28 protein-coding genes, 1 tRNA gene and 1 pseudogene are annotated in these 23,335 nt (G+C 55.3%); 13 read left to right on the forward strand and 17 right to left on the reverse strand.

Annotated elements, in window-relative coordinates:
• Nucleotides 1–14: 14 nt before the first annotated feature.
• Both ACR0AA_RS18605 and ACR0AA_RS18610 read right to left on the reverse strand, forming a co-directional pair.
• Entirely contained in the window at nucleotides 15–398 is a 384-nt protein-coding gene (locus ACR0AA_RS18605) for a hypothetical protein (RefSeq protein WP_480666301.1), read from the reverse strand.
• A gap of 83 nt (nucleotides 399–481) precedes the next feature.
• Entirely contained in the window at nucleotides 482–1,009 is a 528-nt protein-coding gene (locus ACR0AA_RS18610) for an RNA 2'-phosphotransferase (RefSeq protein WP_480666300.1), read from the reverse strand.
• A gap of 198 nt (nucleotides 1,010–1,207) precedes the next feature.
• Here ACR0AA_RS18610 and ACR0AA_RS18615 point away from each other — a divergent pair, with 198 nt between their 5' ends.
• From ACR0AA_RS18615 to ACR0AA_RS18640, 6 genes are all read left to right on the forward strand, one after another.
• Nucleotides 1,208–1,474, forward strand: a complete 267-nt coding sequence (locus ACR0AA_RS18615) for a helix-turn-helix domain-containing protein (protein WP_480666299.1) — start codon at nucleotides 1,208–1,210, stop codon at nucleotides 1,472–1,474.
• A 597-nt stretch (nucleotides 1,475–2,071) separates the two neighbouring features.
• The gene (locus ACR0AA_RS18620) at nucleotides 2,072–2,665 is read left to right on the forward strand and encodes a c-type cytochrome (RefSeq protein WP_480666298.1); all 594 of its coding nucleotides are present in this window, start codon (nucleotides 2,072–2,074) and stop codon (nucleotides 2,663–2,665) included.
• A gap of 9 nt (nucleotides 2,666–2,674) precedes the next feature.
• Nucleotides 2,675–3,574 carry a c-type cytochrome gene (locus tag ACR0AA_RS18625; RefSeq protein ID WP_480666297.1) on the forward strand — a complete coding sequence of 300 codons (900 nt, stop codon included), beginning with the start codon at nucleotides 2,675–2,677 and terminating at the stop codon, nucleotides 3,572–3,574.
• 4 nt (nucleotides 3,575–3,578) lie between these two features.
• Nucleotides 3,579–4,070, forward strand: a complete 492-nt coding sequence (locus ACR0AA_RS18630; RefSeq protein WP_480666296.1) for a c-type cytochrome — start codon at nucleotides 3,579–3,581, stop codon at nucleotides 4,068–4,070.
• A gap of 92 nt (nucleotides 4,071–4,162) precedes the next feature.
• Nucleotides 4,163–4,639 (forward strand): DUF411 domain-containing protein, encoded by a 477-nt coding sequence (locus tag ACR0AA_RS18635; RefSeq protein WP_480666295.1) that lies wholly within the window; start codon nucleotides 4,163–4,165, stop codon nucleotides 4,637–4,639.
• Nucleotides 4,640–4,864: 225 nt separating this feature from the next.
• Nucleotides 4,865–6,265 carry a DUF1963 domain-containing protein gene (locus ACR0AA_RS18640; protein ID WP_480756678.1) on the forward strand — a complete coding sequence of 467 codons (1,401 nt, stop codon included), beginning with the start codon at nucleotides 4,865–4,867 and terminating at the stop codon, nucleotides 6,263–6,265.
• 448 nt (nucleotides 6,266–6,713) lie between these two features.
• On the opposite strand, the pseudogene ACR0AA_RS18645 reads toward ACR0AA_RS18640, so the two are convergent.
• From ACR0AA_RS18645 to ACR0AA_RS18655, 3 genes and pseudogenes are all read right to left on the reverse strand, one after another.
• Nucleotides 6,714–6,848 (reverse strand): annotated as a pseudogene (locus tag ACR0AA_RS18645) (IS5/IS1182 family transposase); the annotation flags it as partial.
• 119 nt (nucleotides 6,849–6,967) lie between these two features.
• Complete coding sequence (locus tag ACR0AA_RS18650) at nucleotides 6,968–7,519, reverse strand: 2OG-Fe(II) oxygenase (RefSeq protein WP_480666293.1); 552 nt, start codon at nucleotides 7,517–7,519, stop codon at nucleotides 6,968–6,970.
• A 250-nt stretch (nucleotides 7,520–7,769) separates the two neighbouring features.
• The gene (locus tag ACR0AA_RS18655; RefSeq protein WP_480666292.1) at nucleotides 7,770–8,039 is read right to left on the reverse strand and encodes a hypothetical protein; all 270 of its coding nucleotides are present in this window, start codon (nucleotides 8,037–8,039) and stop codon (nucleotides 7,770–7,772) included.
• A gap of 217 nt (nucleotides 8,040–8,256) precedes the next feature.
• On the opposite strand from ACR0AA_RS18655, the gene ACR0AA_RS18660 reads away from it, so the two are divergent.
• On the forward strand, nucleotides 8,257–8,400 hold the full coding sequence (locus ACR0AA_RS18660; RefSeq protein WP_480666291.1) for a hypothetical protein: 144 nt from the start codon (nucleotides 8,257–8,259) through the stop codon (nucleotides 8,398–8,400).
• Between the two features lie 42 nt (nucleotides 8,401–8,442).
• Here ACR0AA_RS18660 and ACR0AA_RS18665 read toward each other — a convergent pair whose 3' ends face one another.
• Together ACR0AA_RS18665 and ACR0AA_RS18670 are read right to left on the reverse strand one after the other, a co-directional pair.
• Nucleotides 8,443–9,306, reverse strand: coding sequence for a LysR family transcriptional regulator (locus ACR0AA_RS18665; protein WP_480756682.1), 864 nt, complete (start codon nucleotides 9,304–9,306; stop codon nucleotides 8,443–8,445).
• Between the two features lie 288 nt (nucleotides 9,307–9,594).
• Entirely contained in the window at nucleotides 9,595–9,807 is a 213-nt protein-coding gene (locus ACR0AA_RS18670; protein ID WP_480666289.1) for a hypothetical protein, read from the reverse strand.
• 270 nt (nucleotides 9,808–10,077) lie between these two features.
• On the opposite strand from ACR0AA_RS18670, the gene ACR0AA_RS18675 reads away from it, so the two are divergent.
• A complete protein-coding gene (locus ACR0AA_RS18675; RefSeq protein ID WP_480666288.1) occupies nucleotides 10,078–11,007 on the forward strand; it encodes an autotransporter domain-containing protein in 930 nt (309 codons plus the stop codon).
• Between the two features lie 110 nt (nucleotides 11,008–11,117).
• On the opposite strand, the gene ACR0AA_RS18680 is transcribed toward ACR0AA_RS18675, so the two are convergent.
• The 6 genes from ACR0AA_RS18680 to ACR0AA_RS18705 all read right to left on the reverse strand — a co-directional run bounded on the left by ACR0AA_RS18680 (nucleotide 11,118) and on the right by ACR0AA_RS18705 (nucleotide 17,188).
• On the reverse strand, nucleotides 11,118–12,134 hold the full coding sequence (locus ACR0AA_RS18680) for a Fe(3+) ABC transporter substrate-binding protein (RefSeq protein ID WP_480756689.1): 1,017 nt from the start codon (nucleotides 12,132–12,134) through the stop codon (nucleotides 11,118–11,120).
• Nucleotides 12,135–12,394: 260 nt separating this feature from the next.
• Nucleotides 12,395–13,153 (reverse strand): SDR family NAD(P)-dependent oxidoreductase, encoded by a 759-nt coding sequence (locus ACR0AA_RS18685; RefSeq protein ID WP_480661505.1) that lies wholly within the window; start codon nucleotides 13,151–13,153, stop codon nucleotides 12,395–12,397.
• 18 nt (nucleotides 13,154–13,171) lie between these two features.
• Complete coding sequence (locus ACR0AA_RS18690) at nucleotides 13,172–13,993, reverse strand: ABC transporter permease (protein WP_480661504.1); 822 nt, start codon at nucleotides 13,991–13,993, stop codon at nucleotides 13,172–13,174.
• Between the two features lie 7 nt (nucleotides 13,994–14,000).
• Nucleotides 14,001–14,852: an ABC transporter permease gene (locus ACR0AA_RS18695; protein ID WP_480661503.1), complete on the reverse strand. Its 852-nt coding sequence runs from the start codon at nucleotides 14,850–14,852 to the stop codon at nucleotides 14,001–14,003.
• Between the two features lie 37 nt (nucleotides 14,853–14,889).
• Complete coding sequence (locus tag ACR0AA_RS18700) at nucleotides 14,890–16,053, reverse strand: ABC transporter substrate-binding protein (RefSeq protein WP_480661502.1); 1,164 nt, start codon at nucleotides 16,051–16,053, stop codon at nucleotides 14,890–14,892.
• Nucleotides 16,054–16,087: 34 nt separating this feature from the next.
• Entirely contained in the window at nucleotides 16,088–17,188 is a 1,101-nt protein-coding gene (locus ACR0AA_RS18705; protein ID WP_480661501.1) for an ABC transporter ATP-binding protein, read from the reverse strand.
• Nucleotides 17,189–17,341: 153 nt separating this feature from the next.
• Here ACR0AA_RS18705 and ACR0AA_RS18710 point away from each other — a divergent pair, with 153 nt between their 5' ends.
• Nucleotides 17,342–18,109, forward strand: coding sequence for a helix-turn-helix transcriptional regulator (locus ACR0AA_RS18710; RefSeq protein ID WP_480756693.1), 768 nt, complete (start codon nucleotides 17,342–17,344; stop codon nucleotides 18,107–18,109).
• Nucleotides 18,110–18,345: 236 nt separating this feature from the next.
• Entirely contained in the window at nucleotides 18,346–18,549 is a 204-nt protein-coding gene (locus ACR0AA_RS18715; RefSeq protein WP_058283652.1) for a hypothetical protein, read from the forward strand.
• Between the two features lie 293 nt (nucleotides 18,550–18,842).
• Here ACR0AA_RS18715 and ykgO read toward each other — a convergent pair whose 3' ends face one another.
• Both ykgO and ACR0AA_RS18725 read right to left on the reverse strand, forming a co-directional pair.
• Nucleotides 18,843–18,968, reverse strand: coding sequence for a type B 50S ribosomal protein L36 (gene ykgO, locus ACR0AA_RS18720; RefSeq protein WP_005648635.1), 126 nt, complete (start codon nucleotides 18,966–18,968; stop codon nucleotides 18,843–18,845).
• Between the two features lie 89 nt (nucleotides 18,969–19,057).
• Nucleotides 19,058–19,132: transfer RNA gene (locus ACR0AA_RS18725), tRNA-Val, on the reverse strand.
• A gap of 148 nt (nucleotides 19,133–19,280) precedes the next feature.
• On the opposite strand from ACR0AA_RS18725, the gene ACR0AA_RS18730 reads away from it, so the two are divergent.
• On the forward strand, nucleotides 19,281–20,141 hold the full coding sequence (locus tag ACR0AA_RS18730; RefSeq protein WP_480756697.1) for an N-formylglutamate amidohydrolase: 861 nt from the start codon (nucleotides 19,281–19,283) through the stop codon (nucleotides 20,139–20,141).
• A 2-nt stretch (nucleotides 20,142–20,143) separates the two neighbouring features.
• On the opposite strand, the gene ACR0AA_RS18735 is transcribed toward ACR0AA_RS18730, so the two are convergent.
• A complete protein-coding gene (locus ACR0AA_RS18735; RefSeq protein ID WP_480666284.1) occupies nucleotides 20,144–21,397 on the reverse strand; it encodes a DNA polymerase IV in 1,254 nt (417 codons plus the stop codon).
• A gap of 88 nt (nucleotides 21,398–21,485) precedes the next feature.
• Here ACR0AA_RS18735 and ACR0AA_RS18740 point away from each other — a divergent pair, with 88 nt between their 5' ends.
• Nucleotides 21,486–21,884: an NUDIX domain-containing protein gene (locus ACR0AA_RS18740; protein WP_480666283.1), complete on the forward strand. Its 399-nt coding sequence runs from the start codon at nucleotides 21,486–21,488 to the stop codon at nucleotides 21,882–21,884.
• 272 nt (nucleotides 21,885–22,156) lie between these two features.
• Here the strand turns inward: ACR0AA_RS18740 and pyrF are convergent, their stop codons facing one another.
• Nucleotides 22,157–22,861, reverse strand: a complete 705-nt coding sequence (pyrF, locus tag ACR0AA_RS18745) for an orotidine-5'-phosphate decarboxylase (RefSeq protein ID WP_480666282.1) — start codon at nucleotides 22,859–22,861, stop codon at nucleotides 22,157–22,159.
• Between the two features lie 147 nt (nucleotides 22,862–23,008).
• Here pyrF and ACR0AA_RS18750 point away from each other — a divergent pair, with 147 nt between their 5' ends.
• The gene (locus ACR0AA_RS18750) at nucleotides 23,009–23,329 is read left to right on the forward strand and encodes a hypothetical protein (RefSeq protein WP_480666281.1); all 321 of its coding nucleotides are present in this window, start codon (nucleotides 23,009–23,011) and stop codon (nucleotides 23,327–23,329) included.
• Nucleotides 23,330–23,335 lie beyond the last annotated feature (6 nt).

Consider the following 23,335-nt stretch of genomic DNA (forward strand, 5'->3'; position numbering starts at 1 on the left):
TTTCTTTAATAAAATCAACGTCGGAAATGCAGCGTTGTGAGCGTACCTATAGTTTTTAGGATCGCCCATAATCGTTCGCGATGCCCATAAGCATCTGCTGTTAAGAATCGCACGCCGATACCAGCCTTCTCAAGATTTGCCTGCAGTGCTCCTCGGTCTTCCACTGTCGGCAGATGAATGGCGGCCTGACCATCTTTCAAGAAACCCACCAGGCAACGCTTTGCCATGAGCATGGGGACACCCCACCGTGCCAAAGCTATCACGGCCGACGGCATTTTCACTTCACTGTCCTGCTCCCGGATCAGCGCAACGTATTCTGGCGAACCAGCCGGCACCCGGTCGATTTCCCTGACGGGACCCAAACGTTCGAACCGCTGTTTCAAAGACGGTTTGCTCACGACCGTTGCCCTCGATCGCCATGTTCGTTCAGTAAGCCCGCTGGGTTCAGGTGCCCGTCCGTTTTGCAAGTATCGCGGTCGGATTAGAAACCCAGGTATTGCGCAGGGACGAAATCCGTCAACCAAACCGCATTGTCTGCCCGATAGAACGCATAACCGTCCCGATGCATACTGCCAGTTTCTATCCGAAGGACGGTCGGTTTTCCGTGCCGTTGCCCTACCTTTTCAGCGGTTTCAGGATCAGGAGAAAGGTGGACCTGTTGCCGCCTGCCTGGTTTCAGACCTTCGCTGAATATGCTGTCGAGATTTGATCTGGCAGTGCCATGATACAGGGTTTTCGGCGGCGCTAAGGCTTCGAGACCCAAGTCAACATCGACCGAGTGTCCCTGAGCCGCGCGAATGAGTGTCCCATCGTCCGAGATTGTGAACCGCCTTTTATCGTTTTCCTCGACGATTTTGCGCAACTCTGCGACATTCAGCGGCTGACTGATGCGTTTCATCCCTCGCAAAAGATCGTCAATACGCGCCCAGCCGCCCGGCATAAGGGTCAGCCCGACGAGTTCAGGCTCGTGACGCAGGATCCTTGAAAGAGTCTTGCTTTGTTTCGACATGATCGGCGCTTCCGAATTTTCGCTGCATTTGGACGGTTCCGGCCCGGATGTGTCAACATGCGATTGGCGGGATTGACCGGCTTTACGCGTATCCCTTGTCTGCCAGGTTTGGCGATGACGCTGCAAAGGGTGCCCGGACAGGCAATTTTTTGGTAGCATGGCATCGATTTGGAGGGGTCGGTTGGGAAAGGAAGCAGTATGAGCGTCGAGGAACTGAAGCAAGCTATCCTGGAGGAGAGGCCAGAGCTCAAAGAGTTTCTCGCGCAAAATCAGAAGAAGACGGACCTTGCCCTGGAGCTCTTGAAACTGAGAAAGCTGGCGGGGCTCACGAAAGACGCGCTGACGGATGTCTCGGGACTCTCCGTCGAACAGATCGATCGGCTTGAGGCACCGTCCGGCGATCTGCCGTCCGAGAGTGAGGTAGAGCGCTATAAAACGTCTTGCCGGCGGTATTCCGGGCGTTGATCATGACGGGCCGCCGAATGGAAGTTGTCGGTGCAGATATCATTGCCGGTCTCGGGCTCAACGCAAGGGAATAGAAGCGCGTGAACGCGCGTCATTGGCGGTTTGGCGAGTTGTCGCTGGTCGAAGGCTTGACCTGCGCGGACGTTGAGAACATCATCGCCTCGGTGAGAGAATTGGAACAAGACAACGGGATGAGCTGAGCGGTGCTTTTGGACAGTCGCAGATGGATCGGGCTGATGCTCGTCGCGGCCGGCGTGTTCATCGCTGCTCTGCTTTTGTCCGGCGGTGTTGCTGAGGCCCATGGAAAACATGAGCCCTCCTTGGTGTCCGTCGAAGTTCAAACGCACGCTGAACATTCCGCAAAGGACCATCAGGGCCATTGTCACGGGGGGGCGTTTTGCAGTGGACCTGCGATTGTCCAACTGTCAAATCTGAACGCGGATTTATTGGGATGCAGTGAACGGTATGGACTGCCGCGCGCGACGAAGGGTATCCCGGTTGTTTCGAATTTTGATCCGCCCCCACCCAAAGCCCTGATCTGATCCGTATCCGCACACGTCCTTTGGCGTGATGAGATAACTCAGACAGGGAAATCCGATGAAAACTGAAAAACTGTTGCTGGGCGCGGTGGTTGCGTCCGTTCTGGCTGTGGCAAGCCAATCGGTGTTTGCGCATGGCGGAGCCACCGGCGTTGTCAAAGAACGCATGGATAGCATGGGCGTGATGAAAGATGCGATGAAAGTGCTGACCCCGATGATGCGGGGGCAGGTCGATTATGATGCCGCTGTGGTGCGCGAACGGTCGGAGGATGTCAGCCGCCATGCGGGCGAGGCGCTGACAAAATTGTTCCCCGAAGGCAGTCTTGATGCGCCATCCGAGGCGAAGCCAGAGATTTGGCAGGACTGGGAGGCGTTTTCGGCCTTGGCCGATCAGCTGCGTGTGATGGCAGACGGATTGGCGGAAGCTTCCGAAAACGGGTTGATGATGGCGCGCGAAGCGCCAGCAGTCGGCGATATGATGGGCGGTCAGGGCGGCACAATGACAGGTGGCTCCATGATGGGGGGTGGCATGATGGGTGGCGCCGCTGAATTCGACACGATGGACCTGTCGCAGATGCCGGCCGACGGGGTTTTCGCCATGATGGGGCAGGTCTGCTCGGCCTGCCATACACGCTTTCGGGTCGAGAAATAGGCCAGGACGATGCGTATGTTCTATCGTCTGGGGCTGGCTGGCGCCGTTATCGCCGCGGTTAGCCTTGCCGGCCTGATGGCCTGGCCGATCGGCCAGCCTCTCGCGCCCATCACCCTGGAGGGGGATGTCGACCGCGGTGCCTATTTGGCCCGCGCCTCCGGCTGCATCGCGTGCCACACCGATTTCGCGAAAGGCGGAGCGCCACTGGCGGGTGGCATGGCGTTGGAAACCCCGTTTGGCACGCAGTATTCGCCGAACCTCACCACCGACCCGGACCACGGGATCGGAGGCTGGAGCCGTGCACAGTTCGCCCGCGCCGTCCGCGAGGGGGTTTCGCCCGAAGGGCACGCCTACTACCCGGCCTTCCCCTATCCTTTCTATGCCAACTTCTCGGATCAGGAGATTGCCGATCTCTGGACGGCTTTCCGAACAGTTCCACCGGTCGCCGAACCATCGCGTCCGCCCGAGATGAGCTTTCCGTTCAACCAGCGCTGGGCGCTGAAACTCTGGCGCGTCGCTTTTCTGGAGCCGCCGAGGACAGGACCGGTGGCGGGTAAGGACGCGGTATGGAACCGCGGTCGCGAACTGGTCGAAGGCGCCAGCCATTGCGCGGCCTGCCATACGGCGCGTAACCTCGCTGGCGCGCGCAAGTCGGACACAGAGCACTTCCTGGGGAGCGATGCGCTGCCCGGCGGTGAGAAAGCACCGGCTATCGATCATGTGACATTGGCTGACAAGGGATGGGACGTGGCCAGCCTGGCCTATGCCCTGCGCACCGGCATCACACCCGAAGGGGACGCCTTTGGCGGCTCCATGGGCGAGGTCGTGCTTTACGGCACAAGTTTCCTGACTGAGGCCGACCGGATGGCTATCGCGACCTACCTGATGGACGAACATGAAGGGGGATGAGGCAATGAAAACTGGAACCATCTTTGCATTTGCCTTGGCCGGGATTGTCGTCACCGGTGCTGCGGTCGCCTGGCTCGCGTCGTCAGGCACGCAGGCGGGGCCGCCAGTGCTACCGAAAGAGTCCGATGTTGAGGAGGGCGCGGTGCATTATGCCGAATTCTGCGCCTCCTGCCATGGCGCTGAACTGGAAGGACAGCCCAACTGGCGTGCCCCAAATGAGGATGGCACCCTTCCTGCTCCGCCTCATGACGAGACCGGCCATACCTGGCATCACGGGGATGCGCTGCTGTTTGACTACACCAAACAGGGTGGTGCAGCAGCGCTGCAAACCCGCGGCGTGTCCGGCTTTGCCAGCGGCATGCCGGGATTTGGCGACAGTCTGAGCGATCAGCAGATTTGGGACATCCTTGCTTATATCAAGTCCACCTGGCCTGAGCGCATCCGCGAGATGCAAGCGGTGCGCACCGAAAGCGAACAAATGCAGGGCGGCTCATGACCACCCGCTTGACACATATCATGACACTTGCCCGCGGTTTCGGTCACAAGAAACACGTCAAACCGCGGGCGCGAAAACGGAAAGGAAATGACATGACCACCTCGACACTCGACCGCCGCCTCTTTCTGGCTGGCCTCGGTGCCTCCGGCATCGCTCTGGCCACGCCAGCCTTTGCAACCGCCAAACCGCGGGTAGAGGTCCTCAAGGACCCGAACTGCGGGTGTTGCGGTGCCTGGATCGACATCATGCAGCGCGACGGGTTCGAGATGGAGGTGCAGAACGCCTCCTGGGAGACCTTGTCTCAATATAAAGCCACAAAGGGTGTCCCGGAGGAGATGGCCTCCTGTCACACCGGCCTGGTCGAGGGCTACATCATCGAGGGCCATGTGCCGCCAACCGATATCCGGCGTCTTCTGGCCGAGCGCCCCGATGCGGTGGGGCTGTCCGTTCCCGGTATGCCCTTTGGCTCACCCGGCATGGGACCGGAGAGTGAACGAGAGGCCTATTCGGTTTTCCTGATCCGCAAGGATGGCACTACGGAAGTGTTTAGGCACTACGCGGCGGCCTGACCACGTTTTCCGGTTGACGGGTATAAAAGGCGGGTCTCCTGGTGACGCATTCCGTTTGGTGGGACCCAAGAAAGGCCCCGGCGCCAGTTGCGCCGGAGCCCTTTTAATTCCGACGTTGGCTACAGACAGAAGGTCGAATTTTGGTCGCGTACTATTCTGCTTTAGGTTGCTAAAATTCAAGTTTAGATGTGGGTCAATTGAAAGCTTCGATTGAACGATCCGCCCATGCAAAAGATAATAAGCACCTTTTTCTTCGCGGCAGCCTTCATGTTTGTGGCAATTGCCGCCATTGGCATCCAGCTACGTGAAATTTCGTTGGCGCAAGGCGTTCTGTGCCTTTTCTTTTTCATAGCCCTTTGTTTTGTCGGTCTTCTTATCAAGAACTGGCCAGAGAAAACAAAGCAGAACACGACACCCGAGAAGGAAACCGTCTGGAACACCAAGGACGATGAAATCCGAAACAGCGAACTCCTTGCAATGGATGGTGAGGCTGATCGCGCCGCGGAACTGCCCGCTTGGTTTTTGCACCTCCGCTCACCGTTTGAGGCAGACCAAACCGCAACATCCTGGTTCGGTGGCCTGCCGCTTTTGCCAGTTGATCACGCATGGCCGCGCGATCCTGACGGGAGACCGATGCACTTTGTTCTTCAGGTCGACCTTGATGCTTTGTCGGAACCAAAGCCTGTCAAATTGAAAGACAGTGGGGCGCTGCTTCTGTTTGTGTCTTTCCTGCGCCAGGATGCGGGTAGCTATCGTGTTGTTCAACTGACCGAGGAGCAGATGCAGAAAGCGCAACCAAGGCAAGTCCCAGAGGACCTTCCAGATCTGGATGATGCCGGGTTCTTCGGTCTTGGAAAGACGTTCCCGCGTTGGGCGCTCAATTTGCATTACGAGATGGACACTGGCGAGGACCGCGCATTTATCGACCCACCCGCAGAAGAGTGGATCACCAACTGGGGAATTGCAGCAGGAGAAGCCCAGAGCATTGCTTACAACCGCACTTACGACGACAAGTCGCGGCAGGAGTTTAACGAGAAGATGTCACAACGTGATGAAAACTCGCCTCCCCTGAAACGTCATGACGAGCAGTTGGCACAGCATTATGCGGCAATGGAAAGGTTTGGCCCTGGGTTTTTTGAAGCTTTCGATAAATTTGTGGCGAAAGCAGAGGCGATGCCACCTGATACTCCAATCGACCAGGGTGAACTGAAGAGCATCCTCGAGAAGCGGAGAGCATTTGCTGAACAACTTGGTGAATTTTCGATAAAATGGGCGCTTGCACCAAGCCGGGACACGTTTATTTCTCAGCAACTGCGTGTGCGCGTTAAAAATAGGAAAGGTGGTTTCGAAAAGGACGACCTCGCAGATATACCTTCATATCTACAGTGTGTTCTGTCCGATGTCCTCACGGGATACAGATTCCATCGTCTGTTTGGACGCGCATTGCCCCCGTCAACGCATCCTGTTGAACTACGCGGTATGGATTGTTTGATCACTTTCCGATCTGATGATGCTCTGGGCATTCTGAGAGAACATGAGCATGGCTTTTCTATCTGGTGCCCGAGAGAGGATATGAGTGAAGGTCAGTTGGAGACAGGTAAGCTTGTCTGCCACACTTCAGTGTAACAAAATCGGCTTCAGAGATTTCAGCTACACAAGCATCGAAACCATGACACAATACTGCGGGCCACCTTTTTTTCTTCGTGAAGGCCTCCAACCCGCGCCGGATCACGAACCACGAACGTCGCTGAACGGGTGTTATGTGAAGCGATCTGCGGTTGAATCACCCACAGTGTCAGCTTGACGGCATTCGTTTCCGGCAATACCGCTGTCGGCATGGATAACCTGATGCTCCTTTCGACACTCTGGTGGCTGGCCCCGAAATAAGGCGGCCGGATAATACCATCTATTCCGAGGCCGCCGCTTGGGCGGTCTTTTTGTATCCATGCTTCCCAATGCGGTGCCCCACAATCTAAGAGGAAACGCATATGACCAAACCCGTCATCCTGACCGGAGAGGTCAGGGCATCAGCGATTGTCTTAGCGTTGGCTTCAATATCTCTTGTCATATTCGCATTATACGTGCCGACGGCTGGATCCCGCCACCGCAAACCATTGCGATTGATGAAGATAATCCCGCTCACCACACGCCTGTCATCGACGCGCGGCTTGCTATGGGGCTTCGGGAAGAAAGACTCCAGACGCGCCATTTGCGCATCCGTAAGTCAGAAGAGATCAGACACGTTCATCGCTCGTTTTTGAACCGTGAATCACGCCGCAAAACGGAAATCAATGGGTCCCGACTTTAATCAAACGGGTACGGAAATCATCACCGAAATGCCGGGCCATGCGCCCAGACCGTCAACGAATACCGATCACCATTCTCAACCGGTGTCACCTGATGCAACAAGAAGCTGGGAAAGATGGTCGCGCTGCCCTGATGCCGGCTGGCCGTTACTGCATAAGCGCCCGGCATTATCTCCAAGTCTCCGCCGTCGTACATTCCGGGTTTGCTGAGTTGAACGACCAGCGATAGCTTTCTTTTTCGGGCGACAGGCCCGTCGCCGATATCGGAATGCCACGCGAAATGACCACCATTTGATGCTTTATAGCAGGCAATCTGCGGACTTTCGGCGAACTCGCTCAGATCGAAGCCAAACTTGTCGGTGTTGGAGCGACGGACCACATCGATCAGGCGTGACATCACCCAATCAGAGCCGTCGACGTCGTCCAGCCAAGTCACATCCGCTCTGCGCAGATTATGATCCTTGTTCTGCCCAACAAGCAGAGCCTCGTTTGCCGGGGCTTTTTGTGATGCAGCAACAATTTGCTCACATTCCCGCGCGGTAAATGCACCGGGAATCGAATGAACTTCCAGCATTCTGTACACCATTCTTGATTGGTACTGAATTTTGCCAAAACGCGCAGATGGCGCTGCGCTGTTTTCGACCTAAGAGGCTGAAAGCGACGTAATTTTTCTGCAATCTCAATTGTTTTGGGGCGTGCTATCCGGAGTGGGAATTCACATTCGGTGCCGTCGGATCCCAAACTGTATACGATGCGGGATCAAGGGGCGCGAGTATTGCGTCACCTGTGACTGAAATATCCAACGTTCAGGCTTGGGATATCCCTCAGCCTCCTTTGAATCGGTGATTATGCCCGCGCCAAGGAAGTTCGCCGGTTACTTCCCATTCATAATCGCTCGGGCGCAAACGTCGTTCCCGATTTTCTTTCTCCGGGTCGAATTCGGACGGGTCCCATATCTCGGCGGCATCGTCCCAATCTTGTGGGCTTTGCAATTCCTGCTGTTGTGCTGCCGAGTGCTTCACGATCCCGAACCGTTGTGACGCAATGAAACGCCTTATGTGTTCGGTAACGCGATTAATCCAGCGCCTATCCATCGATACCTCCTTTCTCTCTACTTCGTTATTTTAGGAGATCAATGTTCGTTTTCGGAGTGCTAAACTATATGATTTTTTCTCAACTGTGTTATCGATGATCTGAATAGATGTTTGTTTTCAGTACATTGCCTTTTTGAGTGTCAATCCCTTCGATTTGGTAGACTTTTATACCTCCTTATACTGATCTGGTCTCGACGGACGACCTTGGAGAGAAAAAATGCGTTTGCAAAGATCTTTTGGTTGGAGGTACTGGGCCATCATGGGCGGCGTTTTGATGGTCGGGATTACCGCAGGTCTAATGTTCGAGTCTGGCAAAATGCAGCCCGCAGCGACCGAAACCTTGGAGGCTTCCGAAAACTGAAAATTCGCCTTCCAAATGGTAAGCAGCGCGTAGCCCGCCATCTCAGGCCGTGACGGGAAACTGTTCTTTTGCAAAGTCACTCAAAAGCTGGGCCGCCTTGCAGGGGAGGCTTTCAGGATCATCGTCAGCAAAAACGGCATAGGCGGCATAAGCAAACCGAGGAGCATCCTCAATCACCCTCAACCAACCGGTTTCGACTTCCTGCGCAACTACCCGCCAGGGGAAAAATCCGGTTCCCGGCTGGGCTTTCAAATAGTTCAGGCCGAGAGTGCCAATACCAAGCTGCAACATTGGCGTCGGAATTTCCGGAAAGTTCAGCAGGTGATCGGCTCGGAATTCAGGCCCCCAGTCGATCAAAACATAGTTTTCTTCAAATGGGTTTCGCGAGGTATCGAAATCGCTGCTCACGAGTACGAAATCATCTTCGAACAACTGCATTGCGGTCAGCCCGACAGTGTTCCGCGGATCATACATCACAGCCAAATCCAGCGCGCCCGCAGTCGTTTGGCTCAGCAGAGTTTCAGTTGAAACCGTAGATCCGTGAACCGCCACATTCGGAAACGCTTGCATCAACTCTGGCATCGCGTCGATCAGGAACCCGTCCCACAAGCTGGGCACGGCACCGATTTCCAGAGCAGCTTCCACAGCATCAGGCAGGGAGGCGTCGATCCGGGCTTGTGTCCAGCACCTGACAAGTGCTTGCGCGTGTTTGTGAAAGCGGTGCCCGGCCGGAGTAAGTGTGGCGCCGGATTTCCCTCGCTCGAACACTGGTCGCCCAAGCTGTTGTTCGAGTGACCGAATACGCATGCTCACTGTTGATTGCGTGACGTAAACCTTGTTGGCAGCCTCCAGAAAACTGCCCGTTTCGACAATCGCCAGAAATGTTCGCGCGAGTTCAATATCCATGGAGTATCTATTCGATTTTCAACTATATTGTATGAATCAATTTCGCTATTCAATAAAAACAGTATGTGGCAGATTTAGTTCGTAGCATGAAACTGCTGCCGCTGTTCGGTTGCGACCCCTGGGTCTCAGAGTCCCCCATCTCGAAGTGAGTGTCGAAGAACGGCTCCCGGCAGCGCGAAGCATCTTTCATGCTACACGACCTGCCTCACCTGATCGGGAACGTATTGGCCTGCGTTGCCTAGGGTCAGGACTCATAGCCAATAGATGACGAGAGCTGCGAGAGCCCCCCTAAAACTGGCGTTTGCGGCTCAGAAGTCCGTATTTGACGGCCCATGACCGGAATGACCTGTGTTTCCGCCGGTCCTGTTTCAGCGCCCGCTTGGATTGCATGCCGCCTTTCCGGTTGAATTCGAACACATCGATCACTCGTTCGGCGCAACCACAAGCTTCGCCCATGCCGACTTTGGCAAAGTAAAACTTCTCGAAACGTTCCGGTTTCATGGCGCACCTCCTGATCCAATTGAACCCAATCAAATGCCGTTTGCCAAATCACTTTCCAGTTGGCGGTCGATAGATGTGCGGCAGAGGTGGCCTGAAAACTCGTCGCCCTTAGGTGTTTCCAAAATACCCGCCTTCAGGATTCATAGCCGTGACTTCGCTGTTTTGGATTTTTAGGAGGATGCGACTGGGATAGCATTGTCCCAGTACTCCTTGCGCTTCCCAAGTGGTTGCACGCTACAGCAGAGCATCTTCGACAGGCGAACCCACGTATTGAAAAGACTTGTTGCGTACATATCGTTTCTGATCTGGAGTTTCGCCCCGCAATCAGAAGCTGAGAACCTCGATCCAGACGCCTCAGAAGCGGCGGCCCGAGCGGCGCTGGCGGTGCTGAGCATTGCAGCAACCCCAAACGAGACACTGTCATCTCTTGCCTTTCTCAGCGCTTCAGGTGACGCAAGAAGCCTGCGTTCGACCCAGCTGCGGGGCGGGTTCAAGCCATTGGAAAACGGCATGTATATTGAAGGTCTGGTTGCATACCAGAACTACAATCCAACGCTTATTTTTCCCGAGTTCGCGTCCGATTCCGAAGTCGATGTGAAATGGTCGAGCTTGGCCGCAACATTTGGCCTCGGATGGGAGTTTCCGCTTGCAAACGATTGGTACTTCCGCCCCGTAGCGCACCTGTCGCTGGGACATGTCACGACAGATGCTGTCTTTTCGAATTTCCCGTTGTTTCCCTCCAGCTCGGGCGGGGGCGATGTGGTTGATGGAAACCTCAACGCATACGGCGTCGGAGCATCCTTGAGCCTCTTTCGCGAGGCGCAATTCGGGCCGTGGGAGGCCGAGTTTCGTGTACGGCAGTCGTTTTTGGAGTTCCAGCCAATAAACGAACCGCAAGCGGAAGGCGCCAAGGCCAATTCCAACCAAACGACGTTGTTTTCACGTTATCGCTATCCGCTTGAGAATGTCAGGCTTCTTGGTCGTCCGTCAAAGCTGGTTTTGGATGCCGGGGTTGTGCTCTATCACGGCGATAGCGCGATGGTCCTGGATACTGATTGGCTGGCGACGGCCGGTGTTGGTATTGAGGTCGACACGACAAAGATCGGGCTCCCGGCGGTCCAGGCGGGGCGTATCATGCTTAATGGTGTGATTGCTGACCAATTCTCGGGATTTTCTATTGGGTTTGGCGTTCGATTTTAAAGTTGGGTGTGAATAGGCGTGTTGCTGAAGGTTCTCGGAAGTGACTGGTAAGAAATAGAAAGGACGCAGAAATTCTGCGCCCTTCACACTGCTCGGTTCTTGCCTGTGGCTTACTTCCAGCCAACTTCGTTAAAGATCTTCTGGGCCTCGGGCAGGTTCTTGGCAACTTCGGAAAGGTTCACGTCGTCTGCCTTGAATTCACCCAGCGATTTAACCGAGTCGACCAGCTCAACACTCTCGACGGCGGGAAATTCATCGTTCCCGGCTGAGAAGTACCACTGAGCGGAATCGCTAGCCAGATACTCGAGGAAGAGGATGGCGTTTTCCTTGTTCGGAGCGTTCGCCGCCACACCGGCGCCGGACAGGTTCATATGCGCACCGGTGCCGTCCTGGTTGGGGAAGACCCAGCCGATTGCATCGATATCGGCAGACACGCCTTTGACATCTTTGCGGATCGCACGGGCAAAGTAATAGGTGTTCGAAACCGCGATGTCGCATTCACCCGACACGATGCCGCGCAGCTGATCTGTGTCGCCGCCTTGCGGCTCACGGGCCATATTGGCGACGATACCTTCGGCCCATGCTTTGGCGGCCTCGGGACCTTCATGAGTGATGATCGATGCAAGCAGAGTCTGGTTGTAGGTGTTGCTGGACGACCGGATGCAGACCAGGCCCTTGTATTCCGGCTTGGCCAGGTCGGCATAAGTGGCTGGCGGGTTCGCGACGTTTTCCTTGTCGTAGAAAATGATACGACCGCGCTGGGAAAAACCGAACCATTCGTTGTCGATATCCTGAAGGTTGGCGGGGATGCGCTCCTCCAGAACGGTGCTGTCGACCGATTGGAGAATGCCCGCGTTTTTGGCGCGTGCCAGACGTGATGTATCGACGGTCAGCAGGATATCGGCAGGCGAGTTCGCCCCTTCGGCTTCCATACGGGCGATCAACTCATCAGCCTTGCCTTCGATGCGGTTGATGGTGATTCCAGTGGCCTCTTGGAAGTCACCGTACAGTTTTTCGTCGGTGTCGTAGTGGCGCGAGGAATAGAGGTTCAGTTCCCCTTCGGCAGCGGCGGAGGTTGCAATCAGGGCCGTCAGAGCGGCGGCAACGCAGGTGGAAGATTTCAGCATTTCATTTCCCAACATTGAAAGTTGTGGCGGGTCATAATCCGACTGATTTGGTCAATTAAACGATTCTCGAGGGGATGCAAGCAATTCCGACAAAATTAGTTGGTCAAAAGGTCGCCGTTGGTGGGCGCGTATAAGCATGAGCCAACGTGTACCTGAAAAAAGCGGTGGGAATGACCGAAATGAGCCCAAAGCGGACTGAAATGTGCTCGCCAAAAATGAAGTGCGGCGATCGACATTCTCTTGAGCGGTCTAACCCATCACTAAATGCATTCACCGCCATCGATAACCAAGGCTTGCCCCGTCATAAAAGCGGACTCATCTGAAGCTAAATAGACGATCCCATGGCCAATCTCTTCAACTGTCGCCCACCGACTCATAGGGATCGCCTGCTCGATGTAGCTTTCCAGTTTGGCACGGCCACCCATCTGCTTTTCGAAGCCTGCATTGAAGGGGGTGTCTACAAATCCTGGACAAAGGGCATTGAAACGGATTGCATGGACAGCGTAGTCGGCTGCCATCTGCCGGACCATCGCAACAGCTGCGTGCTTTGTAGTCGCATAGGCGATCATACCCCGGTCGTATTGAACCCCAGAATTGGAGGCCGTGACGATCACGCTGCCTCCACCTTGTGATTTCATATGGGGGACAGCTGCGCGCGCGGCAATGAAGTGAGCGCGGACATTCAATGTCCAAGAAGCATCCATTCCATCTGGTTCCACTTCTTCCAGCGTTCCTTCGATCTGCAACCCAGCATGAGAGTGCAACACGTCAAGCCGACCGAAGTTTTTTACTGCTTCGTCTATGGCTTTGGTAAGGGCATCGTCATCGGTCACATCAAGCTGTATGGCAGATGCTTGATTCCCCTGCGCAACGATCGCGGCCACAGTGGCTTCAGCAAGTGTTGCATCGCGATCCGTTACCACAACATGCGCACCCTCTTGTGCCATTGCCATTGAACCTGCCCGACCAATTCCTGATCCCGCGCCCGTCACGAGCGCGACTTTACCTGCAAGCCGCATTTCACTTGGCTCCTTTATTTAACTATTGGATTTTGAGGCGCCTCGGCGCAAAAGCAGTTGCGCTGCAACGAGCAACAAGAGCGACGCGCCCATAACCATAGTGCCTATGGCATTGATCTCGGGCGTTACGCCGCGCCGGATGGATGAGAATATGTAGATAGGCAGGGTTGTTTCTGAGCCAGCTACGAAGAACGCCATGATGAAATCATCAAATGAGAAAGTGAAGCTGAGCAGGAAGCCCGCCAAAATTGCCGGTGCTATCAACGGCAGGGTCACCTGCCGAAAGGTGCCCCAGGGCGTCGCAAAGAGGTCAGCCGAAGCTTCCATGAGGGCACGGTCCATACCCGATAGCCTTGCACGTACGATGATTATGACCAGCGCCATTGTGAACATGGTGTGTGCGGCGACAAGCGTGGGCATCCCCATGGAAAGTTGCGGGGGATTTGCTCCATCGGGCCATAGGCTCGCAAGAAGCGGGTTTAGCCAGCCGAATACGGTGACCAGGGCAATGAGTGTCGCGATACCGATGACGATACCTGGTATCATTATCGCAATATAAATCATCGCATCGAACAAAGTTCGGAGCCACCCCTTAACCCCTTGTAAAGCGATGGCCGCCATGGTTCCGAGTGTGGATGCGAGGCAAGCAGTTATGAATGCCGCAAGCAGACTGGTCTCGAGCGCGTCCATAACAAATGGGTTGTTGAGCGCTTTGCCATACCATTGGGTCGAGAACCCCATGAACTGGCTTGCGTGTCGTCCGGCATTGAAGCTGAAAAGCGCGATGATGCCGATTGGAATATAGAGAAAAAGGTAGACGCAAATCGCGTAAAAGCGCATCGGACCCTCACATCAGCGAGACATCTTCGCGCTGGCCACCCAGGCGCGAGATGAATTTCATGTAAATTGAGACGGTGACAAGCATTACGACAACTAGCGTCATTGCGACCGCCGATCCGTACGCCCAGTTTCGAGACTGTAGGAACAGGTCCACCAGCGCATTTCCGACGAAAAACACCTTTCCGCCGCCCAAGATCGCTGGAATCAGAAACTCGCCCATAAGCAAGATGAAGACCAGCATGCAGCCAGTTGCGATACCGGGTACCGACAAAGGAAGTGTCACCTGACGGAACGTACGCCATGGGGTAGAGCCGAGATCAGCTGAGGCTTCAAGAAGGCGTTTATCCAGTTTGTCCAAGCTTACAAAAATTGGGAAAACCATCAAAGGTAAATACCCATAGACAATCCCCACAAGCACAGCGAACGGCGTATTTATCAGGCGGACATCATCGATGCCGATCGACTCCAGTAAAGCGGGCATGCCACGCCCCCCAAGGATGAAAATCCATGCGTATGACCGGATCAGGATCGATGTCCAGAACGGCACGATCACCAGGATCAACAGCGAAGTTCTCCACTTTGGCGAACAACGCACCGCAAGAAAGTAGGCGAGCGGGTAGGCAATTACCAACGCAGCGATAGTCCCCAGAGGTGCAAGGATCAAGGTGTTCTTAAACGCCGTCCATCGCGCAGGAAGGTTGGCATATTGTTCCAAAGTGAACGCTGGAACATAGCCTCCGGCGGCACCCCGTTCGCCAAAGGAAAAGACGAAGACGACCAGTAGTGGAAGGGCAAGCATTACCAAAAGCCATATTCCTGCCGGTGCCAGCAACAGTGCTTTTCTGCCTCGTTCGGTCATATTGTCCTCGTCTTTTCCGATATTGCGGCCTTGCCGCTTAGGCCGACTTGAAGCGGGCGAGCAACTCGGCACGGTTTGGATCGGTTAGCGTAGCCGCCGCGCCAAACTCGAGCGCATTCAGAAGGTCAGCTGCCGGATAAAGGATCGGATCTTCCAGCAATTCCTTCGGCAGCAACGCATTGGTGCGAGCATCAGCCGATGGATAGCCATGAGCGAGGACTTCTCTCGCATTAACTTCCGGGTTCAGCAGGAAGTCGATCAAAGCATAGGCGGCATCCATATGGGGGGCGCCCTTCGGAATAGCGTAGTAGTCGGACCAGAGTTCACCGCCCTCAGCTCCCAGAACGTAGGCGATTTCAGGCATGTCGACATTCATCTGCTTGCCGTCACCTGTCCAGCACATCGTCATCCAGGCGTCACCGTTACGCATCGGCGGCTGATAATCCGACGAGATTGCAAACAGATGCGGTTTAGCATCCAGCAACAATTTCTCGGCATCCGCCAGTTCCTTCTCATCGACCGAGTTGAAGGAGTAGCCGAAGTATTTCAGGGCATTACCGATGGTGGTGAGTTGGTAATCATGCACCATTGTCCGACCTGAGTAACCTTCCATAGTAAGGTCCCAGAACTCTTTCCATGTGGTTGGAGTCGGAGCGCCGTCAAGCTTGCTAGTATTCACTGCAAAGCCGGTCGTGCCCCAGTTTTTCGGCACCGCGTAAAGCTGGCCATCGACAGAGCCGGCATCCGAAAAGCGCTGTTCGAATGAACCTGCGTCGTAGTTTGGTAGTTTGGACGTATCGAGCGGGATAATCAGATCTTCGCCCACATACGTAGTGATCGTGTAATTTGTCGGTACGAAAACGTCCCAACCAGACCCTCCGGCCTGCAGTTTTGCCAACATCTCTTCGTTCGAGCCAAAAACATTGACCTGAACATGAGCGCCAGTGGCTTCCGTGAAGGCTTCGAAGTTCATCTCGTCATGGTAGTTCGGCCACGTGGCGAGGATCACTCGGTCGCCAATGTCTCCGGCAGCAAATGCCGGGCGTGGACGCAACCCAGGCATAGCCGTGCCCAGAACGGCCGTTGCCATCCCAAGACCTGTCACGCCCAAAAAATGTCGCCGTGTGACCGAACCCTTTTGGTACCGGCGAAGCTCTTCCATGAACTTTTGCTTGGAAATAGTCCCATTATCCTTGGCCATTGTGAACCTCTCTGTTGTTGGATTGCGGGATTTGTTAATTTTCCAGGATCAGCAGTGCGCCTTCGCCCCATGAAACAAAGGCCTGCTCTCCTGCATTGAACGTCCCCTCGTTCAATTCCGCTTGCCTTGGCACAAGTACGTGGAAATCACCCAGTGCTTCGTTGCGCGCAAGGTATTCTGTGTGCTCCCCAAGGAAGATCCGATTTTGAATGGTAACTGGCAGAGCAATTTCAGCTGCGGGCAGCGCGCGGGTCAGCGTGATCTGTTCAGGACGGATACTGACGCACACTTCCTGCCCTGCATCTATTGGAATCTCTGGAGTTCCGTGCACCTTTTGGCCACTCGCTAAACGCACAGTGATTTGGTCGGCTACTGCGTCAGTTACAGTTGCATCAAAGAAATTCGAGGTGCCTACAAATCCAGCCACGTAACGGCTGCGGGGCATGTCATAGAGTTCGCGTGGGCTGCCTACCTGCACAATACTGCCACCTTCCATCACACAAATTCGGTCGGACATCGAAAGCGCTTCTTCTTGGTCGTGCGTGACGAGGACAAAAGTTATTCCCAGTTGTCGTTGCAGGTTCTGCAGTTCAAACTGCATTTCTTTTCGAAGCTTTCGATCCAGAGCAGCCATTGGTTCATCGAGCAGTAAAAGCTTGGGCTCGTTTACGATCGCACGCGCCAAAGCGACGCGTTGCTGCTGACCACCAGACATCTCCCAGATGCGACGTGGGCCAAACCCACCAAGACGGACAGTTTCCAGCGCCTGCTTAACCTTTGTCGCGATTGTTTGCTTATCTACGCGTGGTCGTTGTTGGCGCAGGCCGTACGCGATGTTGTCGAACACGCTCAGGTGAGGAAAAAGAGCGTAGTGCTGAAACACCATGTTGACTGGGCGATGGTGCGCATCCAAGTCGTTGACGACTTCGCCATCGAGCAACACCTGGCCTTCGGTTGGTTTCTCGAAACCTGCCAGCATTCTTAGTGCTGTGGTTTTGCCGCAACCAGATGGGCCCAAGAATGACAGGAACTCTCCTTTCCCAATGGAAAGATTCAGGTCTTTGGCAGCGACCACATTCCCGAAGGTCTTGGTCACTCCTCGGAGTTCCGCAATCGTCTGCATGGTGACGCTCATGTCAAAGCTCATATACTGCCGTTTTCCTTTTGCTTGATTTTTTGGCATTTATTGGCATACCACTCAAACAAGGAAAAAGTAACAATAACTCGAAATAGCTGTATATACCACAATTGGGGTATAGAGGTTCTTTTCGAAAATCTGGAGCGGCGTGTGTACGATTGGATGGAAGAGGCCGGCAGGGTCGTGGAGAAGATCGGAACCCCAGAGTTTCCATGTGCTTTGGCAGATGGCTTACGGCAGGTCGCACCATTCGATTTTACTGTAGTGTTTGGCCATGTCGGAACCGAAGCACCAATAGACCTTCACGACGATTTCCCCAAAAGCAAACGGCGTATTTTTGTTGAGGACTACCAAGCCGGGCCCTACGTACTTGATCCATTTTTTTTGGCCGCGACAAAACCGATAACACCGGGTCTGTACCGCATGCGCGATATCGCACCGGACAGGTTCTATCAGGGCGAATACTATCGCAGCTATTACAAAAGGACTGGGTTAGCCGAGGAGATTGGTTACTTTACCGATATCCCAGGCGCTGGGATGGTTGTGGTCTCGCTCATGCGCGCAGAGAAGCCTTTTTCCGCCAAGGAAATTCGTCATTTGCACGCTCTATGGCCGCTCGTTCGGGCAGCCTGCTGCAAACATTGGAGTGACTTTCCAACGATGGCCCGCGGCGCCGCAGCGAATGGCGTTAGTCGTCGCGTCGATCTAGCATTCCAGGCATTTGGCGATGGCGTCCTGACACCACGAGAACGAGAAGTCGTTGAGTTCACATTGAAGGGCCATTCGGCAGAAGCTGTTGGCACAATTCTCGGCATCTCTCCAGGCACAGTCCGCATCCACAGACGCAACATTTACGCGAAACTTAGGATCAACTCGCAGGGTGAGCTTTTTTCAAAGTTCATTGAAAAGGCACTTTAAAAGGATCCTTGAACACCCACTTTATCCGTTTTGCCGATCTTGCTACCGTGTGATCCGGAAAGCACCGACCATTGGGACGACACCGTCTGATAGCCAAGGAACCTAACGGGAGAGGGTTGGGACGCCCGGGGCCCATGTCGGGCTAAATTAATACCCGAGAACGCTTTCGGGCCATCGCCTTTCAAAACGGATCAGCCGTGTTAAAAGTGGCGTCAAGATACGAAAGGCAAAATTTCATGGACGCACCAGTTATCCAGTTGATTTTTATGCTCATCTTGCTGGTTGTCGTGATCTGGCTTTATATCCTGCCGATCACGATGGCAGGGCGGCGCAACCGGTCCGGTTTGATCTGGTTCCTGATCGGTCTGGTTGGATCACCCCTTTTGGCTATCCTTTTGCTGCTGGCTTTGGGTGATGCACCCGAGCAGCCAACAACCTAATTTTGGGATGATACCATCTGACACGCAAAAGGGCTTAACCGGAGGGTATCTGGACGCCTGTTAGCCATAACGTCCTGCTCAGCATGCAATAAGGGTGCCAATTGAGACACTGTACTTCCGGAAGTAAAGACAACTAATCCTTCTCACTCTCCACAACCGTGTACTGTAAACCCAAGGTTGGCCGATTTGTTTGGAGAACCATAGACCGCTTTGTCCGCGTAGCAGACATAGAAGCACCCAAAAAAAGAACCGCACCCAGGGGCGCGGTTCTTTTAAACAGTTATGTGCAGTTCTTAGCCCTGGCGAGCTTTGAACTTGCGCTGCGTCTTGTTGATCACGTAGACGCGGCCTTTGCGACGCACAACACGGCAATCACGGTGCCGGTTCTTGAGCGAGCGGAGCGAGTTCTTGACCTTCATGGTCTGTCTCCAATCTGCGGCGCCTTCATCAAGGACGTGGCCAGCGCCTGGGTTAGCGGGTGCCCCGGAGGTCCGAAGCAGTGAATAGATGGTGGGCGGTACAAGGATCGAACTTGTGACCCCTTCGATGTCAACGAAGTGCTCTACCGCTGAGCTAACCGCCCACTTTACCTTTGCGTGCCCAGCCCCATAACGAAATGGGGCGCGGAACCCCGCGCCGGTAGCGGGGTCTATAAAAGGAGTCGCAGAGGGGTTCAAGGGGTTTGGCAGAACTATTTTCCGGTCTATGTTCAAAGCGTACAAGGAGTCGCCATGAAGAATACTGCCTACGTATTGGATATGCCGGTCAAACGCACGTCTTGCGTGGTGTTTTCTTCTCCGCATAGCGGCCGAAACTACCCCGATACAATGTTAAGTCGCACGGTTCTGAGCCAAAATGTGATTCGGTCTTCGGAAGATGCGTTTGTGGATCAGCTGTTTTCCTCCGCCGTCGACCATGGTGCCCCCCTCATTTCGGCAACCAAGCCGCGCGCCTATCTGGACCTGAACCGCAGTGCGGAGGAACTGGATCCGGCGCTGATTCAGGGCGCGCGTCGCCACGGACACAACCCTCGGGTCGCGTCGGGGCTGGGTGTGATTCCCCGCGTCGTCGCCAATGGGCGCGCGATTTATCGCGGCAAGCTGACCATGGACGAGGCGCGCCTGCGCATCGACACGTGCTGGCGGCCCTATCACGCGCGTCTCAAGTCATTGTTGGCCGAATCGCTCGATACCTTTGGTCAGGCCATTTTGATCGACTGCCACTCGATGCCGCATGAGGCCGTTGCAATGGCCAGCACTGCCAAGTCTCAGCGACCGCAGATCGTGTTGGGCGACAGGTTCGGGGCTTCGGCTTCTGCGGGAATCGTGGACCGGATTGAAGCGGCCTTCGCGTCGGCCGGTCTGGTGGTTGCGCGAAATGCGCCGTTTGCCGGGGCTTACGTGACGCAGACCTATGGGCGGCCCGGGCGCAACCAGCATGCCATCCAGATCGAGATCGACCGGTCGCTCTATATGGATGAAGGCAAGATTGAACCCAGCGATAACTTCGAAGCGTTCCGTGAGACGCTGCGCCAGGTGATCATGGAGATTTCCGGCATCGGCGGCGAACCATTGCAACTGGCGGCCGAGTGACCTCAGCGCAAGGCCCGGCCCTTTACAATCGCATCCGTTCCGAACCGGCGCCTGATCTCATCCGTGGCGCGTTCTGCCTGAGACCGCCGGGCTGCGCCGGGGTCCAGAAGGTCGCCTGAGATATCGGCCTGATCTTCTGGGCACAGATCGGATATCCCGCAGCCAAGCAGACGATAAGGTCCTTTGTCCCCGACCTGATCGAACAATCCGCGTGCGGTGCGATAAATACGATCCGCAATCTGCGTGGCATCCCGCAGTGAAACGCGCCGGGTGATGATCTTGTGGTTCGCCTGTTTCAGCTTCAGCGTCACAACTCGCCCGGCCAGCCCTTTGGCTTTGGCCCGGTCCGCAACCTTTTCGGACATGCGCCACAGGTGACCGTCCAGGATGTCCAGACTGGCCGTATCCTCGAAAAACGTGGTCTCGTTGCTGATCGACTTCATCGGCTCGTGCGAGGATACGCGCCGTTTGTCCTGACCGCGCGCCAGATGCCACAGGCGATAGCCCATCGACCCGAACCGCGCGGTCAGCGCCTCCTGGTCCCAGCGCAGCAGGTCCGAAAAGGTTCGGATACCGGCCCGATCCAATGACTCTTGCGCGGCCGGACCTATGCCCCAAATCAGGCGTACGGGCTTGTTGTAGAGGAAGTCGGCCGTTTCCGCCTTGCCGATCACCGAAAACCCGCGCGGCTTGTCCAGATCCGAGGCCACCTTTGCCAGAAACTTATTGTGCGAAAGACCGATTGAGCCGGTTACACCCAGTTCATCCTTCATCCGTTTCACCAACCGGGCCAACATCACTGCCGGTGGTGCGCCGTGCAGGCGTTGCGTGCCGGACAGGTCCATAAAGGCTTCGTCCAGGGACAGCGGCTCGATCACAGGCGTCAGTTCGTCCATCATCGCCCTGATCTGGCGGGACACCTCAGCATAGACCGACATGCGCGGCTTGATGACAACGGCATCAGGGCAAAGCTGCAGCGCCTTGAACATTGGCATGGCCGAACGAACCCCGCGAATCCGCGCCACATAACACGCCGTAGACACGACACCGCGTTTACCGCCGCCGATGATCACCGGTTTGTCGGCCAGTTCCGGATTGTCGCGCTTTTCGACCGAGGCATAAAACGCATCACAATCCATATGCGCAATGGACAGGTCAAAAAGCTCGGGGTGCGCCTTGATCCGCGGACTTCCGCAGGAGGGGCAGCGCGCTTCCTGTTGCATTGTCGAAAAGCAGTCGCGGCATAAAGCAGGCATTACGTTCACTTCTCAGATTTATGCGCTTTGGTTTGCGTGAGGTGTTGGCTAAAATTTATCCTGTCAGGAAACAAAGAAAAAGCCGTTCATGCATTTCACCGGAGCAAAGGTTGCGCTGTTTCTTGGATCGAACCTGCTGGTGATTCAACGGGACGACAACAAGGATATCCCTTTTCCGGGTCATTTTGATTTTCCCGGAGGCGGGCGGGAAGGGGCAGAGACGCCGTTGCAATGCGTCACGCGCGAAACGATTGAAGAGGTCGGCCTGCACCTTACGGCAGAGGATTTCGTCTGGTCGCGCCAATATGGTGAAAACTGGTTTTTCGCGGCGCTCCGTCCACCCGGCGATGTCAACCTGATCAGATTCGGTGATGAAGGGCAGGGATGGCTGCTGATGTCGCCAGAATTGTATCTGCAAGACGCATTGGCGGTTCCCAATTTTGCGATCCGCTTACGCCATTACATGGCCGCAACAGGGATGTTTTGAAGCAAGCATTGCTTTCGGAAGAAGACCCCCCGCGATTGGCGGGGGGAGGTGACGGACCTCAGGAAGATATGGTCCGCGGGGAGTATCACGCCCTCAGAATCGCTCAAATTCCGAGATTTAGATAGGACCGAGGTCACATCGTCAAAACTCGTATTTTTCATGTGTGTTTTCGGGCACAGAGACGATTTGGCGCGGAGAGACCGGAAAGTGACGTAAGGTCAACGCGTTGGGGCCGGTCGTTGGGTCGAAATTCCCGGAAAACGCGTGTCCTTTCAGTGTTGTGTCAAGGAATTTAGCTCAGCAAGTACAGCTTCGGCCGCCGCCTTTGGGTCCTCTGCCTGATAGATCGGGCGGCCGACGACGATGTGGTCAGCTCCGTCTCCGATCGCGCTGGCCGGGGTGGCAACGCGTTTCTGATCGCCCAGCTCGGCACCAGCGGGCCGAACACCGGGGGTGACGATCAGGCGGCCTTCGGCCTGGGGCAGGGCGCGGATCAAGGCGGCCTCTTGCGGGCTGGCGATTACGCCGTCCGCTCCGGCCTCAAGCGCTTTGGCGGCGCGTTCGACAACCAGATCCTGCACGTCACCCTCTTTCAGCAGGCTGGCATCCAGGTCGTCACGGTTCAGCGACGTCAGGATGGTCACCGCCAAAATCTTGAGGTCCTTGCCCGCAGCCCCTTCTTTAGCAGCGCGCACCACGTGGGGGTCGCCATGAACGGTCAGGAAATCCAGATCGAACTGCGCCAGACCCCGTACGGCGTTCTCAACCGTGTTGCCGATGTCAAACAGCTTCATATCCAGAAAAATACGCTTGCCGTGATCCTGCTTCAGCTCATTCGCCAGCGCCAGACCACCGCCCGTCAGCATACCCAGCCCGATCTTGTAGAATGAGACGGCATCACCCAGCCGCTCGGCCATGGCCAGGCCCTGCAGGGCGTTGGGAACATCGAGGGCTACGATCAAGCGATCATCGGACATGGGGCAAGCTCCTTTTTGGCAAACGTCTGCGTCCTAGCTTGTTCGGGCGCTTGTGTCCATGCAGGACAGGCCGGTGATCGAAATCAAGCAGCCATGGCAAGACTGTGATAGGGTTCACTCATAAGAAGATCTGAGAAAGGTGGGACAATGAAATGGTTGATTGGCTTCGGCCTCGTTCTGATATTACCGGCGTGTCAGGACATGCCGCTTGAAACCGAAGCCGCTGACTCGGTTGTCGTGTCGCCTACAAATGAAGATTTGAGGCTGGTGCGCGGCTATCGTTCAACTGATGACGATTGCCAACTGACCGGCGAGACCGCGTTTACCGTCAATTTTCTGGATGATGCAGCGGACCTTGTGTCCTGCCCGACCGGCAGTGACGCGGCACAATCTCTGGTGGAAATGTATAACGCCCGCGAGGTGGCGCAAACTGGCGGGTACACCGTCTACTCCGTGCCTCGTCGTTAAACCGGA

The organism is Ruegeria sp. CE8, assembly GCF_056537465.1.

What these genes read in the sequence shown, in the direction of transcription:
- ACR0AA_RS18650 (WP_480666293.1), bottom strand. Translation starts at nt 7,519, where the DNA reads ATGCTGGAAGTTCATTCGATTCCCGGTGCATTTACCGCGCGGGAATGT.
- ACR0AA_RS18740 (WP_480666283.1), top strand. Translation starts at nt 21,486, where the DNA reads ATGCATTTCACCGGAGCAAAGGTTGCGCTGTTTCTTGGATCGAACCTG.
- ACR0AA_RS18640 (WP_480756678.1), top strand. Translation starts at nt 4,865, where the DNA reads ATGCAAAAGATAATAAGCACCTTTTTCTTCGCGGCAGCCTTCATGTTT.
- ACR0AA_RS18700 (WP_480661502.1), bottom strand. Translation starts at nt 16,053, where the DNA reads ATGGCCAAGGATAATGGGACTATTTCCAAGCAAAAGTTCATGGAAGAG.
- ACR0AA_RS18715 (WP_058283652.1), top strand. Translation starts at nt 18,346, where the DNA reads ATGGACGCACCAGTTATCCAGTTGATTTTTATGCTCATCTTGCTGGTT.
- pyrF (WP_480666282.1), bottom strand. Translation starts at nt 22,861, where the DNA reads ATGTCCGATGATCGCTTGATCGTAGCCCTCGATGTTCCCAACGCCCTG.
- ACR0AA_RS18630 (WP_480666296.1), top strand. Translation starts at nt 3,579, where the DNA reads ATGAAAACTGGAACCATCTTTGCATTTGCCTTGGCCGGGATTGTCGTC.
- ACR0AA_RS18695 (WP_480661503.1), bottom strand. Translation starts at nt 14,852, where the DNA reads ATGACCGAACGAGGCAGAAAAGCACTGTTGCTGGCACCGGCAGGAATA.
- ACR0AA_RS18625 (WP_480666297.1), top strand. Translation starts at nt 2,675, where the DNA reads ATGCGTATGTTCTATCGTCTGGGGCTGGCTGGCGCCGTTATCGCCGCG.
- ACR0AA_RS18665 (WP_480756682.1), bottom strand. Translation starts at nt 9,306, where the DNA reads ATGGATATTGAACTCGCGCGAACATTTCTGGCGATTGTCGAAACGGGC.
- ACR0AA_RS18670 (WP_480666289.1), bottom strand. Translation starts at nt 9,807, where the DNA reads ATGAAACCGGAACGTTTCGAGAAGTTTTACTTTGCCAAAGTCGGCATG.
- ykgO (WP_005648635.1), bottom strand. Translation starts at nt 18,968, where the DNA reads ATGAAGGTCAAGAACTCGCTCCGCTCGCTCAAGAACCGGCACCGTGAT.
- ACR0AA_RS18610 (WP_480666300.1), bottom strand. Translation starts at nt 1,009, where the DNA reads ATGTCGAAACAAAGCAAGACTCTTTCAAGGATCCTGCGTCACGAGCCT.
- ACR0AA_RS18680 (WP_480756689.1), bottom strand. Translation starts at nt 12,134, where the DNA reads ATGCTGAAATCTTCCACCTGCGTTGCCGCCGCTCTGACGGCCCTGATT.
- ACR0AA_RS18655 (WP_480666292.1), bottom strand. Translation starts at nt 8,039, where the DNA reads ATGGATAGGCGCTGGATTAATCGCGTTACCGAACACATAAGGCGTTTC.
- ACR0AA_RS18705 (WP_480661501.1), bottom strand. Translation starts at nt 17,188, where the DNA reads ATGAGCGTCACCATGCAGACGATTGCGGAACTCCGAGGAGTGACCAAG.
- ACR0AA_RS18690 (WP_480661504.1), bottom strand. Translation starts at nt 13,993, where the DNA reads ATGCGCTTTTACGCGATTTGCGTCTACCTTTTTCTCTATATTCCAATC.
- ACR0AA_RS18620 (WP_480666298.1), top strand. Translation starts at nt 2,072, where the DNA reads ATGAAAACTGAAAAACTGTTGCTGGGCGCGGTGGTTGCGTCCGTTCTG.
- ACR0AA_RS18735 (WP_480666284.1), bottom strand. Translation starts at nt 21,397, where the DNA reads ATGCCTGCTTTATGCCGCGACTGCTTTTCGACAATGCAACAGGAAGCG.
- ACR0AA_RS18660 (WP_480666291.1), top strand. Translation starts at nt 8,257, where the DNA reads ATGCGTTTGCAAAGATCTTTTGGTTGGAGGTACTGGGCCATCATGGGC.
- ACR0AA_RS18730 (WP_480756697.1), top strand. Translation starts at nt 19,281, where the DNA reads ATGAAGAATACTGCCTACGTATTGGATATGCCGGTCAAACGCACGTCT.
- ACR0AA_RS18750 (WP_480666281.1), top strand. Translation starts at nt 23,009, where the DNA reads ATGAAATGGTTGATTGGCTTCGGCCTCGTTCTGATATTACCGGCGTGT.
- ACR0AA_RS18615 (WP_480666299.1), top strand. Translation starts at nt 1,208, where the DNA reads ATGAGCGTCGAGGAACTGAAGCAAGCTATCCTGGAGGAGAGGCCAGAG.
- ACR0AA_RS18635 (WP_480666295.1), top strand. Translation starts at nt 4,163, where the DNA reads ATGACCACCTCGACACTCGACCGCCGCCTCTTTCTGGCTGGCCTCGGT.
- ACR0AA_RS18685 (WP_480661505.1), bottom strand. Translation starts at nt 13,153, where the DNA reads ATGCGGCTTGCAGGTAAAGTCGCGCTCGTGACGGGCGCGGGATCAGGA.